This is a genomic window from Variovorax sp. SRS16 (assembly GCF_901827165.1).
GTDB lineage: Bacteria > Pseudomonadota > Gammaproteobacteria > Burkholderiales > Burkholderiaceae_C > Variovorax.
In genome coordinates, this window is the sequence record NZ_LR594668.1 from 367,709 (window position 1) to 392,338 (window position 24,630).

At 63.7% G+C, this 24,630-nt stretch carries 19 protein-coding genes and 2 pseudogenes; 10 read left to right on the plus strand and 11 right to left on the minus strand.

What is annotated here, in order from left to right:
• The first annotated feature begins 242 nt into the window (after positions 1–242).
• Positions 243–1,745 carry an aminotransferase-like domain-containing protein gene (locus E5P2_RS33970; RefSeq protein ID WP_232081013.1) on the plus strand — a complete coding sequence of 501 codons (1,503 nt, stop codon included), beginning with the start codon at positions 243–245 and terminating at the stop codon, positions 1,743–1,745.
• 4 nt (positions 1,746–1,749) lie between these two features.
• Here E5P2_RS33970 and E5P2_RS33975 read toward each other — a convergent pair whose 3' ends face one another.
• From E5P2_RS33975 to E5P2_RS33995, 5 genes are all read right to left on the minus strand, one after another.
• Positions 1,750–2,460 (minus strand): ABC transporter ATP-binding protein, encoded by a 711-nt coding sequence (locus E5P2_RS33975; protein ID WP_162571465.1) that lies wholly within the window; start codon positions 2,458–2,460, stop codon positions 1,750–1,752.
• Complete coding sequence (locus tag E5P2_RS33980; RefSeq protein ID WP_162571466.1) at positions 2,460–3,179, minus strand: ABC transporter ATP-binding protein; 720 nt, start codon at positions 3,177–3,179, stop codon at positions 2,460–2,462. Before E5P2_RS33980 ends, E5P2_RS33975 begins: the two co-directional genes overlap by 1 nt.
• Positions 3,176–4,192: a branched-chain amino acid ABC transporter permease gene (locus tag E5P2_RS33985; protein WP_162571467.1), complete on the minus strand. Its 1,017-nt coding sequence runs from the start codon at positions 4,190–4,192 to the stop codon at positions 3,176–3,178. The genes E5P2_RS33980 and E5P2_RS33985 overlap by 4 nt, the downstream gene beginning before the upstream one ends.
• Before the next feature lie 128 nt (positions 4,193–4,320).
• Positions 4,321–5,214, minus strand: coding sequence for a branched-chain amino acid ABC transporter permease (locus E5P2_RS33990; protein WP_162571468.1), 894 nt, complete (start codon positions 5,212–5,214; stop codon positions 4,321–4,323).
• Between the two features lie 58 nt (positions 5,215–5,272).
• The gene (locus tag E5P2_RS33995) at positions 5,273–6,526 is read right to left on the minus strand and encodes a branched-chain amino acid ABC transporter substrate-binding protein (RefSeq protein WP_162571469.1); all 1,254 of its coding nucleotides are present in this window, start codon (positions 6,524–6,526) and stop codon (positions 5,273–5,275) included.
• 96 nt (positions 6,527–6,622) lie between these two features.
• Between E5P2_RS33995 and E5P2_RS34000 the strand changes: the two genes are divergently transcribed.
• From E5P2_RS34000 to E5P2_RS34020, 5 genes are all read left to right on the plus strand, one after another.
• A complete protein-coding gene (locus tag E5P2_RS34000) occupies positions 6,623–7,849 on the plus strand; it encodes a pyridoxal-phosphate-dependent aminotransferase family protein (protein WP_162571470.1) in 1,227 nt (408 codons plus the stop codon).
• Positions 7,846–9,285: an FAD-binding oxidoreductase gene (locus E5P2_RS34005; RefSeq protein WP_162571471.1), complete on the plus strand. Its 1,440-nt coding sequence runs from the start codon at positions 7,846–7,848 to the stop codon at positions 9,283–9,285. Before E5P2_RS34000 ends, E5P2_RS34005 begins: the two co-directional genes overlap by 4 nt.
• 19 nt (positions 9,286–9,304) lie before the next feature.
• Positions 9,305–10,840 (plus strand): acetolactate synthase large subunit, encoded by a 1,536-nt coding sequence (locus E5P2_RS34010; protein ID WP_232080989.1) that lies wholly within the window; start codon positions 9,305–9,307, stop codon positions 10,838–10,840.
• A 75-nt stretch (positions 10,841–10,915) separates the two neighbouring features.
• A complete protein-coding gene (locus tag E5P2_RS34015; protein WP_162571472.1) occupies positions 10,916–12,574 on the plus strand; it encodes a gamma-glutamyltransferase family protein in 1,659 nt (552 codons plus the stop codon).
• A 225-nt stretch (positions 12,575–12,799) separates the two neighbouring features.
• Positions 12,800–13,366: a DNA-binding protein gene (locus E5P2_RS34020; RefSeq protein WP_269475721.1), complete on the plus strand. Its 567-nt coding sequence runs from the start codon at positions 12,800–12,802 to the stop codon at positions 13,364–13,366.
• Between the two features lie 181 nt (positions 13,367–13,547).
• On the opposite strand, the gene E5P2_RS34025 is transcribed toward E5P2_RS34020, so the two are convergent.
• Together E5P2_RS34025 and E5P2_RS34030 are read right to left on the minus strand one after the other, a co-directional pair.
• Positions 13,548–13,931 carry an antitoxin Xre/MbcA/ParS toxin-binding domain-containing protein gene (locus E5P2_RS34025; protein ID WP_162571474.1) on the minus strand — a complete coding sequence of 128 codons (384 nt, stop codon included), beginning with the start codon at positions 13,929–13,931 and terminating at the stop codon, positions 13,548–13,550.
• 256 nt (positions 13,932–14,187) lie between these two features.
• Positions 14,188–15,732, minus strand: a complete 1,545-nt coding sequence (locus E5P2_RS34030; protein WP_162571475.1) for an IS3 family transposase — start codon at positions 15,730–15,732, stop codon at positions 14,188–14,190.
• A gap of 177 nt (positions 15,733–15,909) precedes the next feature.
• On the opposite strand from E5P2_RS34030, the gene E5P2_RS34035 reads away from it, so the two are divergent.
• The gene (locus E5P2_RS34035) at positions 15,910–17,520 is read left to right on the plus strand and encodes a PAS domain-containing sensor histidine kinase (RefSeq protein ID WP_162571476.1); all 1,611 of its coding nucleotides are present in this window, start codon (positions 15,910–15,912) and stop codon (positions 17,518–17,520) included.
• Positions 17,521–17,597: 77 nt separating this feature from the next.
• Here the strand turns inward: E5P2_RS34035 and E5P2_RS34040 are convergent, their stop codons facing one another.
• On the minus strand, positions 17,598–18,038 hold the full coding sequence (locus tag E5P2_RS34040) for a DUF2514 family protein (protein WP_162571477.1): 441 nt from the start codon (positions 18,036–18,038) through the stop codon (positions 17,598–17,600).
• Positions 18,039–18,099: 61 nt separating this feature from the next.
• On the opposite strand from E5P2_RS34040, the gene E5P2_RS34045 reads away from it, so the two are divergent.
• Together E5P2_RS34045 and E5P2_RS34055 are read left to right on the plus strand one after the other, a co-directional pair.
• Positions 18,100–19,095 (plus strand): Bug family tripartite tricarboxylate transporter substrate binding protein, encoded by a 996-nt coding sequence (locus tag E5P2_RS34045; protein ID WP_162571478.1) that lies wholly within the window; start codon positions 18,100–18,102, stop codon positions 19,093–19,095.
• 1,494 nt (positions 19,096–20,589) lie between these two features.
• Complete coding sequence (locus tag E5P2_RS34055; protein WP_162571479.1) at positions 20,590–21,129, plus strand: hypothetical protein; 540 nt, start codon at positions 20,590–20,592, stop codon at positions 21,127–21,129.
• Between the two features lie 152 nt (positions 21,130–21,281).
• Here the strand turns inward: E5P2_RS34055 and E5P2_RS34060 are convergent, their stop codons facing one another.
• Complete coding sequence (locus tag E5P2_RS34060) at positions 21,282–22,283, minus strand: NADP-dependent oxidoreductase (RefSeq protein ID WP_162571480.1); 1,002 nt, start codon at positions 22,281–22,283, stop codon at positions 21,282–21,284.
• A 298-nt stretch (positions 22,284–22,581) separates the two neighbouring features.
• Here E5P2_RS34060 and E5P2_RS34070 point away from each other — a divergent pair.
• Positions 22,582–22,692 (plus strand): annotated as a pseudogene (locus E5P2_RS34070) (SDR family NAD(P)-dependent oxidoreductase); the annotation flags it as partial.
• A 52-nt stretch (positions 22,693–22,744) separates the two neighbouring features.
• Here E5P2_RS34070 and E5P2_RS38450 read toward each other — a convergent pair.
• Both E5P2_RS38450 and zwf read right to left on the minus strand, forming a co-directional pair.
• A pseudogene (locus E5P2_RS38450) lies at positions 22,745–22,885 on the minus strand (SDR family NAD(P)-dependent oxidoreductase); the annotation flags it as partial.
• A gap of 236 nt (positions 22,886–23,121) precedes the next feature.
• Positions 23,122–24,585 (minus strand): glucose-6-phosphate dehydrogenase, encoded by a 1,464-nt coding sequence (gene zwf, locus E5P2_RS34080; protein ID WP_162571481.1) that lies wholly within the window; start codon positions 24,583–24,585, stop codon positions 23,122–23,124.
• Positions 24,586–24,630 lie beyond the last annotated feature (45 nt).

A 24,630-nucleotide genomic window follows, 5' to 3' on the forward strand; every position in this document is an offset into this window, starting at 1 on the left:
ACTCCATGTGGGCCCGGCCGGGGTCGGCCGGACGCTTGTGATTGCATTAATCCATTAAGGATCTTGGATCATCATGCATTATATCCAGCGGGTCAAGTGCTCTCGCCAACTCGGCTTACCGACAGAGGCGCGGAACGCGCACTTTCTTGCATCGATCCTTGCAGGAGGATATAATGCAAGTTAGGAATGATGTCTGGCATGCAATAGGGTGGCTCGACATCCACCCAAGCAGGAATCGACGCATGCAGGCAGGAGACGTATCGGAGCAGAAGCTGAATCTACGGGTCACGCGGGGATCTTCCTTGCCCGTGTACCGCCAACTGGTGGACGGCATCGAAGCTGCCGTGCAGGAAGGTCGCCTGCGCCCCGGAGATGCACTGCCGTCCATCCGCGCCGTGGCCGCCGAACTCGGCATCAACCAGATGACGGTGTCCAAGGCCTACCGGCAGCTATCGAACCGAGGCATTGTGCGCGGCCAGAGCGGCAATGGCACGCGGGTTCTCGAGCAGCGCCCAGGCAGCGCCCCGATCGCGCCGACACGCGCCGCCCGCGCACCCGAAGTGGTGGATCGCTACCCCTCACGCATGGCAGAACTGGCGAACGCCCCCGGTGTCATCGCGCTCACCGATGCCTACCCGCAGTTCCCCGCCGCCGACCTCGACGCATTCCGGATTTGCCTCGACAAGGCCCTCTCGGCCTATGGCACCAGCATGTTCGCCTATGGCCCGCCGGCGGGCAAGTTCGAACTGCGCGATCTGCTGGCGCAGGTGGTGCGACGCGCCGATGTCGCGGTCCAGGCCGACCAGATCGTGCTGACCTCAGGTGCGCAGCAGGCCCTCGACCTTTCTGCCCGTCTGCTGCTTCGCCCAGGCGACGTCGTGGTGGTGGAATCGCCCTGCTACTTCGGCGCGCTCGATGTCTTTCGCGCGCTCGGCGCTGAGATCGTCGAGATTCCGATTTCAAGCGACGGCATCTCCGCAGCAGACTTGCGCAGTGTCTGCGAGCGCCACGCACCGAAGGCTTTCTACACGATTCCCACCGTCCACAACCCAACCGGCATCACCACCTCCGAGGCCCGCCGCCTCGAGATCCTGGAGGTGGCGCGCGCCTTCGGCTGCGTCATCATCGAAGACGATTACTGCCCGGAGCTCCACTTCGGTCGGGACCGCGTCAAGAGCTACCTGGCCCTTTCGCAAGGCAGCGTGGAGGTGTTTTACCTGCGCAGTCTGGGCAAGATCTACCTGCCTGGCATCCGTCTCGGCTTCCTGATTCCGCCGGCCGCCCGTCTGCCCCAGGCGCTGCAGCTCAAGCGGTCGTCGGACATGCACGGCCCGCTGGTTTTGCAGAACGCCGCCGAGTTGTTCCTGCGCGAGCGCATGTTCGACAGCCAGGCCATGCCCGAACTCAAGTCGTTGCAGGCGCGCGCCCGCTTGCTCTTCGCCGAACTCGAGAACCAATTGCCGGCGGGGTGCGAGACCCGTATGGTCACGGGCGGCCTGAGCTTCTGGGTGTCGCTGCCCGAGTCCGTCAGCAATGAGGACCTTTACTTCGCGGCCATCCGGCACAGCGTGGCGTTTGCGCTCGGCTCGGCCTTCTTTGCAGAACACGATGGTGCTTCGAAAGGCATCCGCGTGAGCTTCGGCGGCCTGACGAATGACCAGATCATCGAAGGTGTCAAGCGCCTGTGCCTCGCGCTCGCTTCTGTCTTCGGCTCCGGCGCCGACTCGTCCGCCTACTTCATCTGATCCCTCACTCCGTGCCGCCGAGGTAGGCGGCCTGGATCAGATCTTCGGAGAGGCCACTCACGGGGCCTGCGTAGGCGATGTTGCCGGTCTTCAGCACATAAGCCCGCGCGGTTAGCGCCATCGCCACGTGCATGTTCTGCTCGACCACAAGCAGGCTGGTGCGATGACGGATCCTTTCCAGGGCGTCATAGATCACATCGACCATCACGGGCGAAAGGCCCATCGACGGTTCGTCCAGGATCAGCAGCCGCGGCCGCCCCATGAGTGCACGGCCGATCGCGAGCATTTGCTGTTCGCCTCCGCTCATCGTGCCCGCCAACTGGTCGCGCCGCTCGGCTAGGCGCGGAAAGAGCTCGAACATCTGGTCGACACTTGCTCGCCCGCGCGATGAACCGCTGGCCGGTAGCGCGCCCAGCCGCAGATTCTCCGAGACACTAAGCCGTTGGAACACCTGCCGCCCCTCGGGCACATGCAGCAGGCCGCGCCGGGCGATCTCGTGCGGCGACAGCTTCGACAAATCGGTACCGTCGAAGACGATCCCGTCGCTTTGTCGGCGCACCAGGTGCGACAAGGCCCTGAGCAGAGTGCTCTTGCCCGCGCCGTTGGCACCGAGCACGGCCACCGCCTCGCCAGCCTCGATGCGGATGTCTACGCCAGCCAGCGCAGGTATCGCTCCGTAGCTCACTCTAAGGTTCTTCACGTCCAGCAACGACATCAGTGACGTCTCCCGAGATAAGCTGTCTTGACGGCCTCGTTGGCCCGCACTTCGTCCATGGAACCCTGCGCAATGATTTGCCCGAGGTTCATGGCGATCACATGGTCGCAGGCCTCGGAGATCAGCGCGATATCGTGCTCGATCACCAGGATCGCGAGGCCGCCTCCTACCAGCGACTTGATGAGTCGCACCAGGTCGTGCCGCTCTTTCGCGTGCATGCCGGCCGCGGGCTCGTCGAGCAGCAACAGGCGCGGCTTGCCGACCAGCGCTCGCGCGATCTCCACACGCCGCTGCGATGCATACGGCAGCTGCCCGGGCAAGTCTCGGTGCTGCGCGGCAAGCCCCATGCGCTCCAGAACCTCGGCCGCACGCCGCCGTGCCTCGCTCATCGGCACGGCCCCGTGGGCCACGCATCCCGTCAGGACGTTCTCGAACACCGTGAGGTGGCGAAACAGCTTGATGTTCTGGAACGTCCTGCGGATGCCGTGCTGCGCAATCCGGTGCGCCGGCTGGCCGGTGATCTCCAGGTCGCCGAGCACGATCTTGCCTGCGCCCGGCCGGTAGAAGCCCGAGACCAGGTTGAGCACGCTGGTCTTGCCCGCGCCGTTGGGGCCGATGAGTCCGACCACCGAGCTTTGCATGACCGAAAAGGACACGCCGTTGACCGCGGGAAGCCCGCCGAAACGCAGCGAGATGTCGCTGACCGAAAGTACCGTCATGGCGCGTCCTGGTCCTGAAGTCTGCGGCGGCCCAGCTGGCGCATGCGCTGCCACATCGGCGTCTTGCGTGCACCGGTCAGCGAGCCCCCGTCCCAGCGGCTGCGAAGGATGATCGCCAGCACGAGGATCGGCCCGAAGATGACCATGCGGTAGGACTCGAAATCGCGCAGCGCCTCCGGCATCGTGATCACGAAGAGCGCGCTGATCGCCACGGGGAGGAATCTGCCGCTTAACCCACCCAGGACCACGATGGCCAGCACGAGGATCGACTGGTCGACGGTGAAGGAGTCCGGCGAGATCGAGATCTGCTTCATGGCCCACAACGCCCCGGCCACGCCGGCATAGACGGCACCGATGGCGAACGCGGTCAAGAAGTATTTGAGCGGATTGACGCCGGCCGAACGCGCAGCCAGTTCATCGTCGCGCAGCGCCTGCCAGATCACGCCCAGGCGGCCGCGCCGCAGGAACTCGCCGATGCCGATACCGAGAACGCAGAAGAGCCCGATAAGCACGAAATACGACTCGAGCTTGAACGTGAACTGGTAGCCGAAGATGTTGGGCCGGTCGATCGACTGGATGCCGTCAGAGCCACCGGTGATCCAGTCGCCGTTGAGCAGCGCGATCCGCACGATCTCGCCGAAGCCCAGCGTCACGATCGACAGGTAGTCGCCGCGCAGGCGCAGCGTGGGAAAGCCCAGGGCGACCGCAAACACCGCCGCGGTCACGCCGGCGACCACGATTACGGCGAGGAACGGCAGGTGGATGCCGAAGTGCGGACTCGCGAGGAACGCGGCGCAATACGCCCCAATGGCCGCGAACGCGATGTAGCCCAGGTCGAGCAACCCGGCCAGACCGACGACGATGTTGAGCCCACAAGCAAAGAGGATGAAGATCCCCGCGTGGCTCAGCACGTCGAATACATACTGGTTGCGCACGAACAGCGGCAACACGAGGATGGCCACCACCGCAATCGCCAACGCGGCATACAGACCCTTCGGTGCGGCGGCTTGCACTGGCGCCGCCCCCACCTTTATAAAAGTCTCACTCATGAGCTTGGAACTTTCGGCGGCGACTGGATGCCGTATGGCGATGTGGGGTTGAGACATGAGGCGTCGCGCTGTGACTGGTTGGTTTGAACGTATCAGGCGCGCTGCGGAGCCTGTGCCCCGATGAGGCCATCGGGGCGGATGACCAGCACGAGCACCAGCATGAGGAAAACGATGGCATCGCTCCAGGCGGCCGAGATGTAGCCAGAAGACAGCGTCTCGATGATGCCGACGAGAAGGCCGCCGATCAGCGCGCCCGGGATATTTCCGATGCCCGCGACGACTGCTGCCGCGAAAGCCTTCATGCCGATCAGGAAACCCATCGATGGCGCGACCACACCGATGAACGCGCCAATCAGAACGCCCGCTACGCCGGACAATGCACCGGCAACCGCGAAGGTCAGCAGGATGATTCGCTCCGGGTTGATGCTCATCAGCACGGCCGTCTCGGCACGCTCGGAAACCCCGCGGATGATCAACCCGACCTCCGTTCGCCGCACCAGGTACCAGAGCGCGGCGACGGCAGCCGCGGTGGTGCCAAGCACCGTCAGCTGCGCGGCGGTGACGCGAATCTCGCCCAATTGGTACTGGGCGGCGGGGAGCACGGCAGGGAACGCGAACACCTTGCGCCCCACAAGGAGGCCGATGGCGTTCTCAATGAAAAAGTAGACGCCAATGCCCGAGATCAACGACGACAGTCGCCCGGCATTGCGCAGTGGCCGATAGGTCAGCTGATCGATCAGCACATTGACGCACGCGCCCACCGCAGCGGCACACACCAACGCAAGCGGCAGCGTCAACAGGATGCTGTAGCCGTGCATCTGCGTCACGACGAACAGGCCGACGTACGCACTGAGCATGTAGACCGCACCCTGTGCAAAGGCCATCACGCCCAGGACGCCGAAAATCATCGTGATGCTCAACGCCAGCAACGCATAGACGGAGCCGAGCGTGATGCCATTGAGGAGTTGTTGAAGAAGAGTTGCCATTCGGTATGTGGTGACGGAGACAATAACGCCGCGCTTCGCCGTGGGCAGCGACCCTTCGTTACTTCGATGATTCGGACTGTGCGGCGAACTCGATCTTGCCGCCAGCCACCTTGTAGATCCCGATACGTGGAGCTGCAAGATCGCCCACCGGGCTGAAGGCCAACGGTCCGAACAACGTGCTGAAAGACTTCGCGGCGAGCGCATCGCGCACCGCCTTGCGGTCGACGCCGCCGCCGGCGTTCTTCCAGGCCTGCACCAGCACCATCGTCGCATCGTAGGCATTGGCCGCATAGGAGGGCGGAGCCTCCTTGTACTCGGCCTGGTAGGCGGCAACGAAAGCTGCTGCCGAGGCGACCTTCGTCGGATCAAAGCCGAGGTTGGTCATGTGGACGCCATCGGTACCCTGTGTGCCGCCTACGCTGATGAAGTTGGCCGAGGCGATCGCGTCGGTGCCGAAGAAGCGGCCCTTGTAGCCGAGTTCGCGCGCCTGCTTGACGAAGAGTCCGGTATCGGTGTCGAACATCCCAGTGAAGATGAAGTCAGGCTTCTCTGCGAGCATCGAGGTGATGATGCCGCGGAAGTCGCTCGTCCCCGGCGTCGCCTGGACCTGGCTGACGACCCTGACGCCACGATCCTTCCAGATTTGCGCCACCTGCGCCGTGACTTCCCTGCCGCTTGCATCGTTGCCCGTGATGATGGCCACCGACTTCACGTCTGGCCAGTTGGCAGCGACCCATTGCATGCCCTGGCCGATCTGGTCTGAGTTCTTCGAGCAAATCCGGAAGAAGTACTTCCAGCCTTTGGCGGTGAGCGTGTTGTTCGATGCGGTCGCGCTCACGCGGGGCAGATGGCAGTCCTCGTAGACGGGGCCGGAGGCCAGGTTGATCGAACTTGCGAAATTCCCGACGACGCCGACCACGTTATCGATGCCGCACAGCTTGCGCGCCACGGTCGCACCGACCTCGGGCTTGTCCTGGTCGTCCTGGACGCTTTCCAGGATTTTCCCGGGCAGACCACCCTCTTTGTTCGCCATCTTGATGGCCAGCTTGTAGCCCTTGACCACCGGGTCCGCCAATGGCGCATCGGTGCCGGTGGTCGGTGCGGACAGCGCGATGACGACGTCCGCCGCCAGCGCCCTTGCCGCGAAGGCCAGAGCAAAGGTTGCAAGGATGAGTCTCGGCGCGGCGCCCGGCAAGTGTTGAACTTTCATGATTGCAACCTCTTTGTAGTAGTACAAGATGACGAACGATAACAATGATAATGCAACATGTCTAATGTTTTTTATTGCATTATTTCGATATTCCGCCGGCAACGTCTTTGCCTTGCAGGAAGATCAACTCTTGCGAACTGCGCAAATGCCTTACATCGCCACAACTTGTGATACATGCGTTATGATCAGCTCGCCTGAATGCACTACTACAAGGAAGACGATATGAGTGCCGTCCCGTCGAACGAACCCGCGCACGCCCCGCGGAACCCCTACGACACGCCTCGCAAGATGTTGAACATGTCGACCGGACCTGTCGAGGTGTCGAGGAGGGTTCTCGAAGCCCAGCTGACGCCGATGCTCACGCCCCATCACGACGATTTCTGGGCACTGCACGACGAGACGTTGGGGTTGCTCAAAATGGCGCTGCGTACCCGGGAGCGCGTGCTCTTGATGCACGGCTCAATCCGCAGCGGCATTGACCTTGCGCTGGGCAACCTGATCGGGCCCGGAACACGGATGCTGATGATCCAGAACGGCTTCTGGGGAACGCTGGTCGGGCAATGGGCTCAGCTCCACGGCGCCGTTGTCCAAACCCTCGACCATGGGCCACTCGAGGCACTTGAGCTCGACCGGATCCGGGACAAGTTGCGTGCGGAGCGTTTCGACATCGTGGCTGTCGTCCACGTCGAGACCAATTCCGGCATCGTGAATCCGATCGAGGCCATCGGCAAGCTGGTGGCGCAGACCGACGCGCTGTACTTCGTGGATACCGCCTGCTCAGCGGGGGCCATCCCGGTGGAAACCGACCGCTGGCACATCGACGTGCAGACGACGGGTTCGCACAAGTGCCTCGCGTCAATCCCCGGCCTCGCGGTGCTCACGGTGTCCGACAAAGCATGGGGGCGCATGAAGAGCGCGCGGATGGGCGCGTACTTCGACTTTCGGCGCTGGTGGCAGTCGACTGTCGAGCGCAGCGTAACGCCGCCCTTCACCCAGCCCACCACCCTGGTGCTGGCCTTGCGCCAGGCATTGCTCGAAATCACCGAGGGTGGCATGGAGAACTGGTGGGCCCGGCATGCTGCCGTCGGGACGCGCTTCATGGACGACATGCGTGCGGCCGGCTTCCGCATGCTGCTGGACGAGGCGTCCACGCCCCATCCCCGGCACGCATTCTCTGATACCGTGATCGCCATGACCTACCCGGAAGGTGTCGCCGATGCGGCGTTCCGGCACACCTTGCTGGAAGACTCCGGCATCTTCGTGATCGGCAACGTTGGAGCCTATGCCGGGCGGTCGTTCCGCGTGGGCCTCATGAGCCCGCCGCAGCTGGACGAGCGCAACCTTCAGGCGACGATGGCGGCCATCCAGGCCGCAACTCTTTCCCTTGCCGCGGCGCCGCGTGCGCCCAGCCCCGTCCATCCATGAGCGAGCTGTCACTGATCGACGGCCTCGCGGTTATCGTCGGCGCGGCGCACGTCGCATCCGCCGGCGACCTCAGCCTCTACGAGCGAGACTGGCGCGGCCGCATCGCTGGCAGGGCCCTGGCGGTAGTGCGCCCCGCAACTACCGAGCAGGTCGCCGCGGTCGTGCGCCTCTGCGCAGCCGCCGGCGTGTCCATCGTTCCGCAGGGCGGCAACACCGGGCTGGTGGGCGGCTCCGTGCCCGACGACAGCGGCCGCCAGGTCGTGCTGCAGCTGGGGCGCATGTCGGCCATACGCGAGATCGATCCGGAGAACCTGACGGTGACCGTCGAGGCTGGCTGCGTCCTGCAGAACCTGCAGTCCAGCATGCGCGATGCCGGTTTCCTGTTCCCGCTGAGGCTGGGGGCGCAGGGCAGCTGCATGATCGGCGGCAACCTCGCCACCAATGCTGGCGGAACTCAGGTGCTTCGCTACGGCAACATGCGCGAACTCTGCCTCGGCCTCGAAGTGGTCACGCCGTCCGGCGAGGTCTGGAATGGCCTGACAGGACTGCGCAAGGACAACACCGGCTACGACCTGCGCGACTTGTTCGTGGGTAGCGAAGGTACGCTCGGCATCATCACGGCCGCCACCCTGAAGCTGTTCCCCCTGCCGGCCGCGGTGCTGACCGCGTGGGTCTCGCTGGCTTCGATCCAGGAGGCAGTCGCGTTGCTTTCGCTGGCGCAGCGCCGGCTCGGCGCCGATCTCACCGGCTTTGAGGTCATGGAGCGCTTTGGCCTCGAGCTGGTGGCGAGGCACATGCCGCAGACCCGCATTCCCTTCTTTGAAGACGGCGCGTCCTGCAACGTGCTGCTGGAATGTTCGAGCACGCGGTCTGAGCGCGAAGCCCTCGAGGCCCTATTGGAAGAGGCCTTCGAACAGTCGCTTGTGACGAACGCGGTGGTCGCCGAGAGCCTGGCTCAGGCACAGCAGCTCTGGCAGGTGCGCGAGCAGATCGTGCTCGCCCAGGCCCAGGAAGGGCCCAACGTCAAGCACGACATCTCGTTGCCGATCTCCAGGATTCCCGCGTTTGTCGTACGCACCCGCGAGCTGCTGGAGGCGGCGATTCCCGGCGTGCGGATCGCGAACTTCGGACATCTGGGCGACGGCAACTTGCACTACAACGTGCAGGTGCCTGAAGGCGGCGACGCCCTGGCATTCCTGCAGAGCCACGAGGCACAGATCATGGACCTCGTGTACCGCTCGGTGAGTGACTTTGGGGGGTCGTTCTCGGCGGAGCACGGGGTCGGCGGGCTCAAAGTCCACAAGCTGGAACAGTACAAGTGCCCCACTGCACTGCGCCTGATGCGCGCCATCAAGGATGCCGTGGACCCGGCCCAGACGATGAACCCGGGTCGGGTCCTGGCCCGCGGCGGCGCGCCGGAGGCCACCGTTGGCTAAGGGCAGGATCGGTGCTGAGGTGCTCGTCGAGACACTGCTGGCCGGCGGCGTCGACGTGTGCTTCGCCAACCCGGGAACCTCGGAGATGCACTTCGTGGCCGCGCTCGACCGCATCGACGGCATGCGCTGCGTGCTGGGCCTGTTCGAGGGCGTGGTGACGGGCGCCGCAGACGGCTACGCGCGGATGACGGACAGGCCCGCCGCCACCCTGCTCCACCTAGCGCCGGGCCTGGGCAACGCGCTCGCGAACCTGCACAACGCCAAGCGGGCACAGGTTCCGATGGTCAACATCGTCGGCGAGCACCGACAAGGCCACAAGGTCACGGACTCTCCACTCACCGGTGACATCGAAGGCATCGCCGCAAGCATGTCCGACTGGGTCCGCACTTCGATCTCGGCGGATCACATTGCGCCCGATGCAGCGGCGGCGATCCGCCGCGCCAACACGCTGCCCGGACGGATCGCGACCCTGATCCTGCCCGCGGACACCGCGTGGAGCGAAACGCAAAACGCCGAGCCTGTGTCCTTCACGCCTGACACGCCAACCTCTCCCGCTGGCGCGAAGTTCGATGCCGCCGCGGCCGCACTTCGCAGCGGCGAAGAGACGATCCTCGTCCTGTCGGGTCGCGCGCTGCGCGAAGGCCCATTGAAGGACGCGAGCCGGATCGCGCAACGCACCGGCGCCCGGCTTCTCGCCCAGTACGCCAACGCGCGCATCGAGCGCGGCGCGGGCCGCGTCGCCATCGCGCGCACGCCCGCACCGGTCGACCAGGGCGTGGCCGCCTTCTCGGGCGCCAGGCACGTGATCCTTCTCGGCGCCAAAACGCCCGCGCCCTTGTTCGGCTATCCGGGGAAGCCTGATTTCCTGTTGGCGCCTGGTTCGAACCTGATCGAACTGGGGTCGCCCTCCGATGACCTCGCTGAGGTGCTGAAGGAACTCGCGCGCCGCGCAGGTGCCAGCGACGCAGCGTCCATCTTGCAGCGGGCTGTATCCATTCCCCTGCCCACCGGGGAGCTGACGCCCGACGCCGTGCTGCAAGCTGTTTCTGCCCTGCTGCCAGCGCACGCCATCGTGGTGGACGAGTCCATCACTGCGGGCCGCGCGTTTTTCCCGATCTCGCAGGGCTGCGCGCCGCACGACTACCTGCAACTCACAGGTGGCGCGATCGGCGCGGGCATCCCGCTGGCGATTGGCGCAGCCATCGCATGCGGACAGCGCAAGGTCGTCAACCTCGAAGGCGATGGCAGTTCGATGTACACGATTCAGGGGCTCTGGACCCAGGCGCGCGAGCGGCTCGATGTGCTCACCGTGGTGTTCGCCAACAAGGGCTACAAGATTCTCAAGGACGAGATGGCGAGTGTCGGCGCCCCCCACTGGGGCGAACGTGCGGAGCGCATGCTGTCGCTCGTCAGCCCCGAGATCAGCTGGGTCGGCCCGGCACGCGCGATGGGCGTGGAGGCCGCACAGGCCACGACGATCGCAGAACTCAACCGGCTCCTTCGCCACGGCATGACCGCCCGCGGCCCGTTTTTGATTGAAGTGCAACTGGCCTGAAGGCCCCTCCCCCTGCCAATACACAGACTGATGGAGCAAGACGCGATGCCAATGGACCCCACAAGAAGCAACTGGATGCACGACAAGACCGAGGCCCTGGCCTCCGGCGGCATGGTGTCGTCGCGGCACCCATTGTCGGCCGAAGCCGGACTTGAAATCCTGCGTGCCGGCGGCAATGCAGTCGATGCGGCGGTCGCCGCCTCGTTCGCCGAAAGCGTGGTGCAGCCCGCCGCCAGCACGATCGGCGGAGGCGGGTTGTTCTCGGTGCGGCAGCCGGACGGGACCGCCCACGGAATCAACTACATGTGGCAGGCGCCCATCGCGGCATCGGCCGACATGTTTCCAATGGAGGGCGCTCCCATGCGTGGCCTGTTCGGATGGAGCGGCGTGAAGGACAAGGCCAACGAGATCGGTGGCCTCGCAGCGGCGGTTCCGGGCTCGGTCGCCGGGCTTGCTAAGGCATCGGAAGACTTCGGGCGACTGCCGCTGGCCGAAGTCATGAAGCCTGCCATCCGGCTGGCCCGGGACGGGTTTCCCATGGACTGGTACGGAAGCCTCATGGCGGGCATCCATCTGGACATCCTAAAGTCGTACCCGGTCACGGCGGGGATGTTGTTGCGCGACGGCGAGTTTCCTTACCGCCCCAGCATGATTGGCCCAGCCGATCTTCACCGGCAGCGCGAACTGGCGGAAACCCTCGAGGCGATTGCCGTGCAGGGCGCAAAGGCCTTCTACACCGGCGAGATCGCGGCCAGCATCGTCGAGGCAGTCAACGTAAACGGCGGCGTGTTCAGTCTGCGCGACCTGGAAACCTACGAAGCGATCGGCAGCACGCCGCTGGAAGTTTCCTACCGCGGCCATCGCGTGCAGGGCGAGCCCAGCGGCTTCACCATCTACGCACAGGTGCTCAACGTGCTGTCCCACCTGGACTTCTCTGGCTTGGCGCCGGATTCGGCGGAGCGTCTACATCTGTTCATCGAAACCTTCCGCCACTGCAGCCGCGATCGCGCGAAGTTCGATCCCGGGTTTGGCACCGCCGAAGGGCCGTGGTCCTACCTGCTGAGTACCGAGTACTCGGCGAACTTGGCCCGGCAGATCGAGCCTGGACGACGCGTCGACATTCCAGCGACCACGCTGGAGCACAAGGAAGCATTCCGCGCCGGCGAAAGCCGCACCGTGCACATTGCGGCAATCGACGCCGAAGGCGGCATGGCCAGCCTCACGGAAACCGTGATCGGCAACTACGGCAGCTTCGTGATGTCCGACACGGGCGTGCTGCTCAACAACGGCATGATCACGTTCGCACCGGTGCCCGGCTACTCCAACTCGATCGTACCCGGGCGCCGACCGTCGCCGTTCATCACGCCACTACACGTGACGCGGCCGGACGGCCGTTCAATCATGACCATCGGCTCTTCCGGCGGCAGCAAGATCATGACCTCGGTGCTGCAGATCGCGAGCTACATCATCGATCACGGCATGTCGCCGCAGCAGGCAACCTCTTTCCCGCGTATCGATTTCGAAGGCGACATTGTCGTCCTGGACTCTCGACTGAGCAGCGAGACCGTGCGAAAACTCGAGCGCTACGGGCATGCGGTGGAGGTTCGAGCCGAGGAGCTGGCAACCTTCGAGTACGGAAATCCATGCGTGCTCGCACGGGACGCCGATGGCACAATCCGCGGCGGCGTCAACCCATTCCAGGCTACGGTCGCAGTGGGCTACGACCATGCCTGAATGGCCAGCGAGAGTCGGGGGGATGAAGAAGGCCGAGGCGACCGCTTACTGCGCTGCAAAGCTGCAAGGCAGCCGTTGGCTCCCGGCTCCCCTCAAGATGATGGCCGTCGCTGCACAACACGAGGAACAAGAAACGGAATGAGGGGCGGGGCGGCTACACGCCGCCCTCCTGTCTCTCAATCGTCTGTGATCTGACGATGAATACCCTCATAGTCCTGTCTCAATATTCGCTCCTTATCGTTCAAGGCAGCGGACGTGCTGCTCTCCGAAGGCCTGCGTCCTACGATCGAGCGCGTGCGCCAGAAGATCGGCCGCGGCTCGCCCAATACCGTCAGCCCGATGCTGGAGCGCTGGTTCGCGTCGCTGGGGCAGCGGATTGCCGGCGGGACGAATCCTTCGGCAAATCTCGCGGCGGGCAATGATGCCGATGGCGTGCCGGTGAGCGTGCGCAACGCGACGCGGCTGCTATGGGAGACGGCACGGCGCGAAGCCGAGGAGGTTCAGCGCGGCGAGCTGGAATCGGTGCGCGCGGAGCTCCAAGAACGCGGGAACGCGCTGGCCGAGGCGCAGGCAGCGCTCGTGCAGCGCGAGGATGCCTTCGCCCAGGCGCGGGTGAGACTTCGCGCTGGCATCCTCGCAGCAGGCGCGCGAGACCTTGGAAAGGCAGCTTCAGGAACACGCGATCGAGGCGCGCCGGGTTCGCACGGGGCTGGAAGACGAGATCAAGCGGCTGACCGCCCTGCTCTCCCAGTCCGTCGAGAACCAGGAACTGACACGCCGCGAGCACGCTGAAGCGATCGCCCAGAAGGACCAGGACTTGCGCCGGGCCGAGGAGCGGCACACCGCGCAGGAACGACGCATGCTCGAGGACGTCGACCTTTGCGGGCTGCGCCAGCGCCAGAGGTGGGGCTGTATGCCCAACTCGGCGTCAGGATACGGTATTGGGCTTCGTCATCCCCCAGATCGCGCAGGATCATCCTGTCGCACCGCCGGCGATCGACTCGATGTAGTCGATGACCACGCGGGCCTTCCCCGCACGTACCAATGCGTCCGGTGTCTGATAGTCGAACTCGGCAAGTGGCTCGTTCATGAACCAGAAGAAAGCGCGCCCGCGGTCTCCGCCGGCCAGGTCTGCGGCCGCTGCGAGCACGCGCACGACCTCTCGCAGGTAGTTTTGCAGCCCGTCGTTCTGAGGGCGGGCGGCGGGCGTGTTGCGACTGACGTGGGCTCGCTCGGCCACGCCCTGGATTTGCAGGCCCAAGGCTTCGCCGATGCGATGCGGCGAGAGGTACGTCTGATCAGGCTCGCGGAAAAACTCCGCCAAGCTTTCACTGGCAAAGGCTATTGCGGCGCTCATGTGATCACTCCATTGATGTATGCACGAATTATGCACGAGAAACGCACCGGCTTCAACCACTCACCTCTCGGTAGGTCGCCGCGCCTCCTGCGCGTAGCACCGGTCCTTGCCCGGTGCCCGCGCGCAAAGCCTGAACTCCCGAAGGTCGATGCGGATCGCTCATCAAGGGCGATGCCCTTAGCCGCGCGGCTTATCCCAACTGTTGGCGCCGACCGAAAACTGACCCTGGGGGGTGCGGCAGAAATCTTGGACTGGGTTATGCCGGAAATCCAAGGCTCTCACGGTACTCGAGAGGGCTGCGCGAGCCTAGGGAGATCTTGATCCGCTTTTCGTTGTACCAGCGGATGTAGGAGTCGAGGGCCTGCATGAACTGCTCGATGGTCGCGCAGCGCCACTGCCGAGGATAGAACCACTCCGCTTTCAGCCGCCCGAAGAAGCCCTCGCAAGCCGCATTGTCGGGCGAGCACCCCTTGCGTGACATCGAGCGGATCAGCTTTGCTTGGCCGATGCGCGTGAGCCAGCCAGGCCAGCGATAGTGAGCTCCTCGATCGGAGTGGACCACCGGCCGATTGTTGCTGTCAGTGATCTTCTCGACCGCCGCATCCAACATGCTGTTCACAAGCTCGGCGTCCGGGCGAGTGCCGATCGACCAGCTGACGACCATCCCGTCAAAGCAGTCGATCATCGGTGATAGATACACCTTGCCGGCGGGGATCTGGAACTCCGAGATATCGGTGAGCCACTTCGCGTTTGGCGCCACGGCCTTGAAGTCTCGGTTGATCAGGTTATCCGGCGCCGGGCCGATCTCGCCGAGGTAGGAGCCGAATCGGCGCCGTTTTGGCTTTGCGACGACCAGGCACTCCTGCTTCATCAGGCGCTGCACCACCTTCTCCGACAGGCGCATGCACTGCCTGCTCAGCGCCGCCTGCATTCTGCGGTAGCCGTAGCAGCGGTGATTGAGTTCGAAGATCTCGGCGATCGCTTGGCGCGCACCGGCATACTTGTCCGCAACCTGCAGGCGCGCCCGATGATAGAAGTACGAGCTGCGGGCAAGGCCCAGTTCGGTCAACAGATCTGACACCGCATGGGTCTGTTTGAGGGCGTCAACCAGCAGCGTCTTCTCCCGGTTCGTCAGGAGCTGCAGGCTGACGCCCAGGCCTTTTTTTATGATTTCGCTGGCCTTTTTCAAGAGGTCGTGTTCGAGTTGCAGCCGCCGAATGTCGCGACGCAGCGATTCAACCTGCCGCTCCAGCTCCGCGCGCTCGACCTGTTGCGCTGGTGGCAAACCCTTCTGGCGTTTCATTGATGTGGGTACCTCCGGGCCGGCGAGCTGGTTTTTCCAGTTGTACAACGTCGGCCTGCTCACGCCAAGCTTCTGGGCAATCGCGCGCGCACTTCCTTGGCGGGTGCACAGTTCAAGGACCGCTGCCTTCTTCAATTCTGGCGACCGAGGCTCGCTGCCAGCTCTGCCAACAACACGTCGCCTGGATTCGGGGTGCAGCTCATCAATCCAGGCAGCCAGAGTTTCCCGCCCCGGGTAGCCCAGCGCCTTCACGGTTGCAGCAATGCAGCAACCATGCGTGAGGTAGTGGTCAACAGCCAGCCTCCTCTGTTCGTGCGCATACTTCGGCCTCGAGCGCACGTAGCCCGCAGGCAAATCGCGTCGTCGCTCGTATTCCAGGTGCCAGCTCCTCAGGGACTTCTTCGTCGGATATCCCAATTGGCGAATGGTCGCCGCAGTTCGCTTGCCCAGCTTGATAAAGAGCTTGACCGCTCGGATGCGGTCTTCGTATGAATACATGAACTACCTCCAAGGGTAGTCCAAGATTTCTGCCGCACCCCCCCCTGGTCAAGATTCGATCGGCGCGGACATAAAGACCTCGCGAGCAAGAATTGTGATACTTTGCAGCGTCGGTGTCGGCCAAGATCGGACTTTCCGACTTAGATCAGAAATGCGCTCCAAACCAAAAGTCAAAACATGGATAGCGGCGACCGTCTCGACGACAAGAGGCTTATCGAACTGAAACGTTTCGAGTTGCTCGTTTCGGCGATCCACGACTACGCGATTTACATGCTGGATGCCCGTGGCCATGTGGTGAGCTGGAACGCCGGCGCTGAGCGTTTCAAGGGCTATGCTGCTAGCGAAATTATTGGCGAGCATTTTTCACGTTTTTACTCGCCAGAAGACCGCGCGGCTGGGATTCCCGATCGTGCCTTGAAGATTGCTGAGACAGAAGGAACGTTCCAGGCCGAAGGCTGGCGGGTTCGCAAGGACGGAAAACGCTTCTGGGCCAGTGTCGTCATCGATCCTATCTTCAGTACCGACCGGCGCCTGCTTGGCTTTGCCAAGATCACCCGCGACATCACTGAGCGCCGGGAGGCAGCCGAAGTGCTGAAGCGCACGGAAAGGGCGTTGCTGCAGGCTCAGAAGATGGAGACCATCGGCAAGCTGACGGGTGGGGTCGCACACGACTTCAACAATCTGCTGCAGGTCATCGCTGGCAATCTGCAGTTGTTAGCCCGTGACGTAGCTGGCATTGAGCAGGCCGAGCGGCGCATTGAAAATGCGCTGGCAGGCGTGCGGCGCGGCGCAAAGTTGGCTGGGCAGCTGCTGGCCTTTGGGCGGCGGCAGACCCTCGAGCCGAAAGTCGTCAATCTCGGGCACATGGTCCAAGCCATGGCTGAGATGCTGCAACGCGCCTTGGGCGAGGGGGTCTTGGTGGAGACCACTGTCGACGATGATCTTTGGAACACATTCGCTGACGTGTCACAAGTCGAGAACGCGCTGCTGAACTTAGCCATCAATGCGCGCGATGCCATGGAGGGGGCCGGCAAGCTTACCGTGGAGATCGGCAATGCGACACTGGATGCAGACTACGCCAGGGAACATGATGAAGTCGATGCCGGGGACTATGTCATGCTGGCGGTGTCGGACACTGGTTCTGGCATGCCGCCAGAAGTTGTAGCTCAAGCCTTCGATCCGTTCTATACCACCAAGCCTGAAGGAAAAGGCACTGGCCTTGGGCTTTCCATGGTGTACGGCTTCGTGAAGCAGTCGGGCGGCCATGTCAAGATCTACAGCGAACTGGGCTATGGCACGACAGTAAAGGTGTACCTGCCTCGGTCATTTGGTGCAGAGCAGGCAATCGCACTATCGGACGTGCGCTCTGTGGTGGGTGGAACCGAGACGATTTTGGTCGCTGAGGACGACGAGCACGTGAGGGCCACCGCGGTGGAAACGCTGCAGCAGTTAGGCTATCAAGTGCTTGCAGCGAGCGACGCTGAGGGAGCACTCGCGATTGTGAAAAGTGGCGTCAAGATCGACCTCCTCTTTACCGACGTCGTAATGCCCGGTCTGTTGCGAAGCCCCGACATGGCGCGCCAAGCCTGCGATTTCCTCCCAGGATTGGCTGTGCTTTACACCTCAGGCTACACGCGAAATGCCATCGTCCATGGGGGCCGGCTCGACCCCGGTTTGGAACTGCTCCCCAAACCATATTCTCGCGAAGACCTGACGCGCAGGATTCGCGGTGCGTTAGACCACCAGAGCGAGCGCGACTCGCCAGAGGCAGATCAAACAAGCGGATGAGGCGACAACTGCGACGGCTGCGAGAGCTTGGGCGACTTGAATGGGCCGGGCCCTACTCTGCCGGTCGTGTCAATGCGTCAGGGCTTCGCGAGCGCGTCGTAACTGCGTTCGCAGGCAAGGCCGGCGATGCGCGAACGGTCAGCATGTCCAGCCAGGATTTCGATTCGTTGGCTGCACCGGCCGAGCACGTCGGCGAGCACTCCGATGGGATCGGCGGCTGCCGCGCTTCGTTCGAGAGCGCTGGCACGACCGCTGGCCGCACTGGCGGCGGCGTAGGGCTGGGCGTGCAGGCGCAGCCGGTCACCAGCAGCACGAGCATCGCCAATGTCCGCCAGCGCCGTGCGGGTTTGCGAGGCAGCATCATCAAGGGCCTTTCGTTGGTCAGCATTCCAGCGCTCTTCCTTCACGCGCTCCGCGCGCTCGGCGAGGCGCGCACTCTCGGCGGCCGTCGCCTTGTAGTCGGACAGGTCGGCGCGCGCACTTTGCGGCGCGTCAATCAGGTGAGAAGAGCGCGTCAATCAAGGTGAGAAGGATGGCGTGGGCGGGAGGTCGGCCCATGGGGCGCCTCGTCGGTGATCCATGGCTCGCGTTTTCCTTTCCAAGCATGTCCGCTCGCTTCTCCTGGCGTGTGCCGCCGTTGCCGCATTGCCCGCCGCCCAGGCGCAAACGCCTTGGCCGTCGGCGCGGCCCATCACGCTCATCGTTCCCTTCACGGCCGGCGGCGGCACGGACGCCATCGCGCGCATGGTGGGTCAGAAGCTTGGTGCCCGGCTCGGGCAGGCGGTCGTGATCGAGAACGTGGGCGGAGGCGGCGGAACCATCGGCACGGCCAAGGCCGTTGCCGCCGCATCCGATGGCTACACGATTCTCCTGGGCGTGGACAGCCCGCTGCTGATCGCCAAGCTGCTGAATCCCCGGGCGGTGCGCTACGACGCGTTCAGGGACCTCACGCCCATCGGGCTGGTGAGCACCTCGCCGATGGTGCTCATGGCTCGGCCGGGCCTCGCTGCCAACACGCTACCTGAGGTGATCGCGCTGGCGAAGGCAAAGCCCGGCAAGCTCACCTATGCGACTTCGGGTATCGGCACCATCCTGCACCTCGGGATGGAACGCCTGAAGCAGCAGAGCGGCATCGACGTCACGCATGTCCCCTACCGCGGCGGCGCGCAGGCCCTGACCGATCTGATGGGCGACCAAGTCGATCTCGCGTTGCTCACTACCGGTTCGGCGCTGGCGCCCGTGACGGGCAGGAAGGTCAAGGGCGTCGTGCTCACCGATGACAAGCGTCTGTCCACGCTGCCGGACGTGCCCGCCCTCTCGGAGTTCAAGGAATTCAAAGGCATGAAGCTACTGACGTGGATCGGCCTCTACGCCCCTGAGCGCACACCCGGCGAGATCGTCTCCAGGCTGAACAAGGAGCTCGACGCAGTGCTTCAGGCGCCCGACGTGCGTTCCAGGCTTTCCGAACAGGGCGCACTTCCAGGTGGCGGCACGCCGGAGGAGTTCGGCGCCTTCGTCAGGAGCGAGCAGCCCCGCTACGAGGATATCGTCAAATCAGCCGACATCCACGAGTGAGGTCGGCGCCGAGCATCAGGCCCTGATGCACTCTAGCGACCTTGACTTAGCCTGTGAAGGCCTTGGTCCGTCAGAAATTTGCCTCCATAACGGTCCGTTGCGACAAATCCGTTTGACTTTAGCCGGTCCGACACCTTGATCGAATCGGTCGAACGTCGCCGATTGTTGGCCTCCAGGAGGAACTGGAGCGTCCTCCATTGTTCGTCGTTGAGCTGAATTTTCTGGACCATGCCATCTCCTTCGACGACGGCAGTTCAACCTGTGGCGCCGGGCGACTCAGCGAACCGGGCTCCTGACTTCGCATTGCGGGCAGTGACCGGGCTCAAGACCGTTTCGCTCCTCGATTATCGCGGGCGTAGCCACTTGTTCCTCGCGCTGATTGTCGGCCGTTTGGTTCCCGTTCTCCCGCCGACAGCTTCTCCAGCTCGGCACGTTCGAAAGCAAGTAGAAGTCGCTGAGCATTGAGAGCTTGGCCGTGGTGGCGACAAGGCCGAAAAATGCGCGGCTGTGTTCGGGGCAACCGTGTCTTTCCAGCAAATCGACCCGGGCCGGCCTGCTGGCGCACCCTGGGCCTCAGTGCGCAGGTGGGAATTCGCAACCAAACCGACTCAGGTAGATTGAAAATGCCGATTGGGCCGCTAAACCGTTGACGTCGCAGGCACCGGTGCAAGAGGCGCTGCCAGTTCACCGATTCCAGTTGGCAGGGCTGGCCTGCCAAAGGGCGCAAGTCCTTGCAGTTGCCGAAGAGCGGCGGTGCCCTCGATCAGTGCCCGCGAATAATCTCCTTGTGGCTTCGTAGCAGAGTCGATCGGGGAGTAGACAAGGCAATCGTCCGCGTCGGCCTGGACCGCTTCCATAACGACCCAGTAAAACTCCTCAGCCTCAAGCTCAAGCACCGTCAACGCCAGATCTCTACGTTCCATAATCTCTTTGTCTGCTAAGTCGTAGTGGCATTGTGCAGGTAGTCTATCGACACGCATTCGACATACTCGTTTTCATACTCAATAACCGCGCATAAGTTGACATCCAGCCGCTCGACTGAGTCGCAGAGCTTCGGGCGAAGGTAATGGCGGAATGCGACGTCCTGGGCGCGTAGGCAGCCAAGTAGCGATGTCGAACGGCATCAACGCCCCAACGCGGTGCGCCGGGGATGGCGTCCGGCACGCGAGGCACGGCCCGCGCTTGCGGCAGCTACCGGGGAGTTCGTACTGGTCGCGCTTGCCCTCGGTATCCCCATCTCCGAACGCGGCCCCACTCCAGATCCAGTTGCGCTCCGGCGCGACCGCGATGACCATCGTCTGGCCGACGTCGGCGGCTGCCGACTTGGGCGCCCGGGGATGCGCGAGCTGCTGCCGTGTTGCGGGTCATTGAATCGCTGGACATGCCCTGCGCACCGGCTCCAACATTGGCAAGACGTGGCGAAGACCTGGAGCATGTCAAATAGAAACAGCCGATGGAGCCATAGCGACCGGCGGGCCGCTGCCGGCGATCGACATGGACTGCGCAGCCGGCACGGCCCAGTCTCAGTCCGAACTGGTCGGAGAGCTCGGCGATGAGCTGGCGCGGCGGGGCCTCGAGCGGCAGATAGGCGCCGTGAGCGACCAGGGCGTTGATGTGAAGGTGCAGTTCGACATCGAGCACCGAGCGGCCTGCAACGTGATCAGCCTCCAGCTTTGCCAGGCGCTCAAGACGTTCCTGCAAGGTGCGGGAACACAGAAGTCACCAAGGCGCGCGACGCGAAGAAGCGATCGACACGGGCCAGCGCGCTGGTCAGGGTGTGGTCAACGCAGCCTCACTACTCTTCGCGCGATGATGACACTGGAACAACGCGCACGCCTGGAGCACTTGCTGGGACGCATGCGCAAGGTCGCGCAGCGACGCCGCACGCCGATCGAGCGAAGCGAGGCCGCAATCATTGTGGCCTTCCTCACGTCGTTTCTCGAGGGGCGCGACACCTCTCGCCCCGTCGCGCAGTGGATTTCAATGGCCGAGCAGGCGCTCGACGATTGGGACGCGACAGCGGAAGGGGCTTAGCCGTACTGCGGAGTCAATTATTCCGACTAGCGTTTCGGCGCGGATCAACGTTATTCAGGGAAGCTGTCGCGATTCGACTTTTTGCGCCGACCGGGTCGGCGGTCGATCCCTCTGCCCCTCGGTCACTAAGCGCGTTTGGTTGCTGACCGCCTCTATCTCACCTTGACGACGACCTTGCCCTTTGCGCGGCCTGCTTCGACGAAGGCCATGGCCTCGTTGGTTGATTCGAACGGGAAGACCCGATCCATCACGGGGCGGATGACGCCAGCATCGAAGAGACGGGTAATCTCGCGCAGTTGGCTCCCGTTCGCCGTCATGAAAAGAAACGAGAAGCTGACCCCGCGGCTCTTCGCCTTTCGTCTGATTCCTGAACTCAGCAGCCGTATGACCAGTTTCACGAACCCGGGTGCCCCGATTTCCTTGCCGAATTCGGGATCGGGAGGTCCGGAGATGGAGATGATCTTCCCGCCGCTCTTGAGCACGCGTAGGGATTTTTCGAGCGTCTTGCCGTCCTGGCTGTTCAGGACCACGTCGTAGTCGTGCAAGACATCCTCGAAGTCCTGCGTCTTGTAGTCGATGACGATGTCTGCGCCCAGACTCTTCACGAGCGCGACATTGGTCGTGCTCGTCGTCGTGGCGACTGCTGCGCCCAGATGCTTGGCCAGCTGAATGGCAAAAGTACCTACGCCGCCGGAGCCCGCCTGAATGAAGACCTTCTGCCCCTTCTTCAAATCGGCCTTCTCGACCAGCGCCTGCCAAGCCGTCAATGCCACCAGAGGAATGGACGTGGCTTCTTCCATCGTGAGGCCCTTGGGCTTGAGCGCCAGCGAAGCTTCCTTGACGGGGACGAATTCAGCGAACGTGCCGATCCGAAAATCATCTGCCCGCGCATAGACCTCATCGCCCAGCTTGAACTGCCGCACGCGCGGGCCGACCTTGACCACGATGCCCGCCACATCGTGGCCCAGGATGAGAGGCAGGCGATAGGGCAGGATGAGCTTGAACTCCCCGTCCCGGATCTTGGAGTCCAGCAGGTTCACGCCAGCGGCGTGGACCTGGACCAGGACCTCGTCATCGCGCAATTCCGGGGTTGGCATATCTGCCGACCGCAGCGCACCCTTTTTGCCGTATCGATCAAGAACAAATGCTTTCATGGTTCTTCCTTGTTTGTCGTACTTGGCGCCAAGGCTCTGCGGATCGGCCGGCCGCCTACGCTTCGAGCCGCAGGTCTTTTCGAACCCCCGCGTCGAGCACCCTGGCGGGGGCAAACCTGCGCAGCAGGCGCATGCGGCTGGCAAGCCCGGGGGCGTAGTGGATTTTTGGATGAACCGCCGTGGCCGCCTTCAACACGATGTCGGCAACGACGTCGGGACCATCAGCGCCCACCAGCACTTCCTTGACTCGCTTCTCCACGCCCGTTCGGATTTCGCGATACACCTCAAGGGGAGCATCCTGCCAATGCCCTACATGGCGCTGTATTCCGCCACCAAGCATGCGGTCGCGGGCTATTCGGAATCGCTCGACCATGAGCTTCGCACGATGGGCATTCGCGTCTCGGTGGTCGGAAACCCAGCACGGAGCCAATGTTGATGATGCGCCCGCCCCTTTGGCGGCGCATATGTGGCACGACGGCCCGGCTCATCCGGACCATCCCGAAGAAGTTCGTATCGAAGACCGACTGGGCCTGCTCGATCGAACTCTCTTCCGCACCGGCTGGAGCGACCCCGAAGCCGGCGTTGTTGACGAGAAGGTCGATCGTCGGCTCGCCTGGCCTCCACGTCTGCTGGTGCCGTACACCTTGTAGTGAACCGCACCGGCTTTGAGGAGGCTCCCTCGATTGAGAATGGAGTCATCATGAGGAAGTCCCCGAAGTTTTCCTCCGAGGTCATGGATCGCGCGGTGCGCATGGTCTTTGACACCAAGTCCAGGACTCTCGCCGTGTCAAGCGGCCAAGATCAATTTTTGCACCAAAGCCCCCCAGGTGCACACGCGCTACGACTCCTCCCGCCATGAAGCACCGTCGCGTCCGACCAAGGCACTGGAAGCGGCAGGCCCCCACGACCCGGCGCTGTAAGGCCGGGGCGTTTCACCGGAGGCCCGCCAGCCATCGAGGATCGGCTCGCACCATCGCCAGGCGGCGTCGAGTTCGTCGCGGCGCATGAACAGCGTCAGGTTGCCCCGGATCGCGTCCAGCAGCAGGCGCTCGTAGGCCTCCATCGGACGCTGCTTGAATTGCTCCGCGAAGTCCAGGTTCAAGCCGACCGGCCGGAGGTTCATGGTGTCGCCGGGGACCTTGGCCATCATGAACAGCTCGAGTCCTTCTTCCGGCTGGAGCTGGATGACCAGTCGATTGCCCATCGAGTCGTTGCCGATCGACGGAAAGATCGAATGCGGCACCGAATGAAAGTTCACCACGATCTCGGCCGCGCGCGCGGCCATGCGCTTGCCGGTGCGCAGGTAGAACGGCACGCCCGACCAGCGCCAGCTTTCGAGCTCCGCGCGGATCGCCACGTAGGTCTCGGTGGAGGTCTCGGGCGGAATGCCGACTTCCTCGAGATAGCCCGGCACGGCCTGGCCATTGATGGTGCCGGCGCGGTACTGGCCGCGAACGGTGCGCGCGCCCACGTCGGACTGCGTGAAAGGCGTCAGCGCACGCAGCACCTTGAGCTTCTCGTCGCGTACCGCATCCGGATGAATGGAGGTCGGCGGCTCCATCGCCACGATGCACAGCAACTGCAGCAGATGGTTTTGCACCATGTCGCGCAACGCGCCGGTGCGGTCGTAGAACTCGCCGCGCGTTTCGACGCCCACCTGCTCGGCAATCGTGATCTGCACGTTGCGCACCCAAGTCCGGTTCCACAGCGGTTCCAGCAGTGCATTGGCGAATCGCAGCGCGAGCAGGTTCTGAACCGGCTCCTTGCCCAGGTAGTGGTCGATGCGAAAGATCTGCGGCTCGGCGAAGACGCTGCCGACATCCGCGTTGATCTTCTGCGCCGAGGCCAGATCGCGCCCGAGGGGCTTCTCCAGCACGACACGCGAGTTCGCGGTGGCCAGCCCGGCCGCCGCCAGGTTCTTGCAAATCGGTGCAAAGAAGTCCGGTGCGGTGGAGAGGAAGAAAACCCGCACCTCCGCTGGCGAGTCCATCAGTACCTGAGCCAGCGCCGTGAAATCCTCGGGCGTGTTCGCCTCCACCTTGGCGTAGTCGAGGCGCTCGACAAATGTCGCGAACGTCGCCTGGTCCATGTCCGCGGCTGCCACGAAGCTGGCGAAGCTCCTCTCCACTTTGGCGATGAAGGCGGCGCGGCCGAGTTTTTCCCGCGCCAGGCCCAGGATCCGGCCATGCGGCGGCAGGTCGCCATCCCGGTGGCGGAAGTACAGGGCGGGCAGCAGCTTGCGCATGGCGAGGTCGCCGGTCCCGCCGAACAGGAGCAGATCGAATGAATTGACTTTGGGCATTGAAGAATCCTGGGTTGCGTCGCGGATGCGTGCGAAGTCAGGTCG

Excerpts from the sequence above, each read along its gene's own strand:
- E5P2_RS33970 (WP_232081013.1), top strand. The coding sequence starts at position 243 with ATGCAGGCAGGAGACGTATCGGAGCAGAAGCTGAATCTACGGGTCACG.
- E5P2_RS33975 (WP_162571465.1), bottom strand. The coding sequence starts at position 2,460 with ATGTCGTTGCTGGACGTGAAGAACCTTAGAGTGAGCTACGGAGCGATA.
- E5P2_RS33980 (WP_162571466.1), bottom strand. The coding sequence starts at position 3,179 with ATGACGGTACTTTCGGTCAGCGACATCTCGCTGCGTTTCGGCGGGCTT.
- E5P2_RS33990 (WP_162571468.1), bottom strand. The coding sequence starts at position 5,214 with ATGGCAACTCTTCTTCAACAACTCCTCAATGGCATCACGCTCGGCTCC.
- E5P2_RS34000 (WP_162571470.1), top strand. The coding sequence starts at position 6,623 with ATGCACTACTACAAGGAAGACGATATGAGTGCCGTCCCGTCGAACGAA.
- E5P2_RS34005 (WP_162571471.1), top strand. The coding sequence starts at position 7,846 with ATGAGCGAGCTGTCACTGATCGACGGCCTCGCGGTTATCGTCGGCGCG.
- E5P2_RS34015 (WP_162571472.1), top strand. The coding sequence starts at position 10,916 with ATGCACGACAAGACCGAGGCCCTGGCCTCCGGCGGCATGGTGTCGTCG.
- E5P2_RS34025 (WP_162571474.1), bottom strand. The coding sequence starts at position 13,931 with ATGAGCGCCGCAATAGCCTTTGCCAGTGAAAGCTTGGCGGAGTTTTTC.
- E5P2_RS34030 (WP_162571475.1), bottom strand. The coding sequence starts at position 15,732 with ATGTATTCATACGAAGACCGCATCCGAGCGGTCAAGCTCTTTATCAAG.
- E5P2_RS34035 (WP_162571476.1), top strand. The coding sequence starts at position 15,910 with ATGGATAGCGGCGACCGTCTCGACGACAAGAGGCTTATCGAACTGAAA.
- E5P2_RS34045 (WP_162571478.1), top strand. The coding sequence starts at position 18,100 with ATGGCTCGCGTTTTCCTTTCCAAGCATGTCCGCTCGCTTCTCCTGGCG.
- E5P2_RS34055 (WP_162571479.1), top strand. The coding sequence starts at position 20,590 with ATGGACTGCGCAGCCGGCACGGCCCAGTCTCAGTCCGAACTGGTCGGA.
- E5P2_RS34060 (WP_162571480.1), bottom strand. The coding sequence starts at position 22,283 with ATGAAAGCATTTGTTCTTGATCGATACGGCAAAAAGGGTGCGCTGCGG.
- zwf (WP_162571481.1), bottom strand. The coding sequence starts at position 24,585 with ATGCCCAAAGTCAATTCATTCGATCTGCTCCTGTTCGGCGGGACCGGC.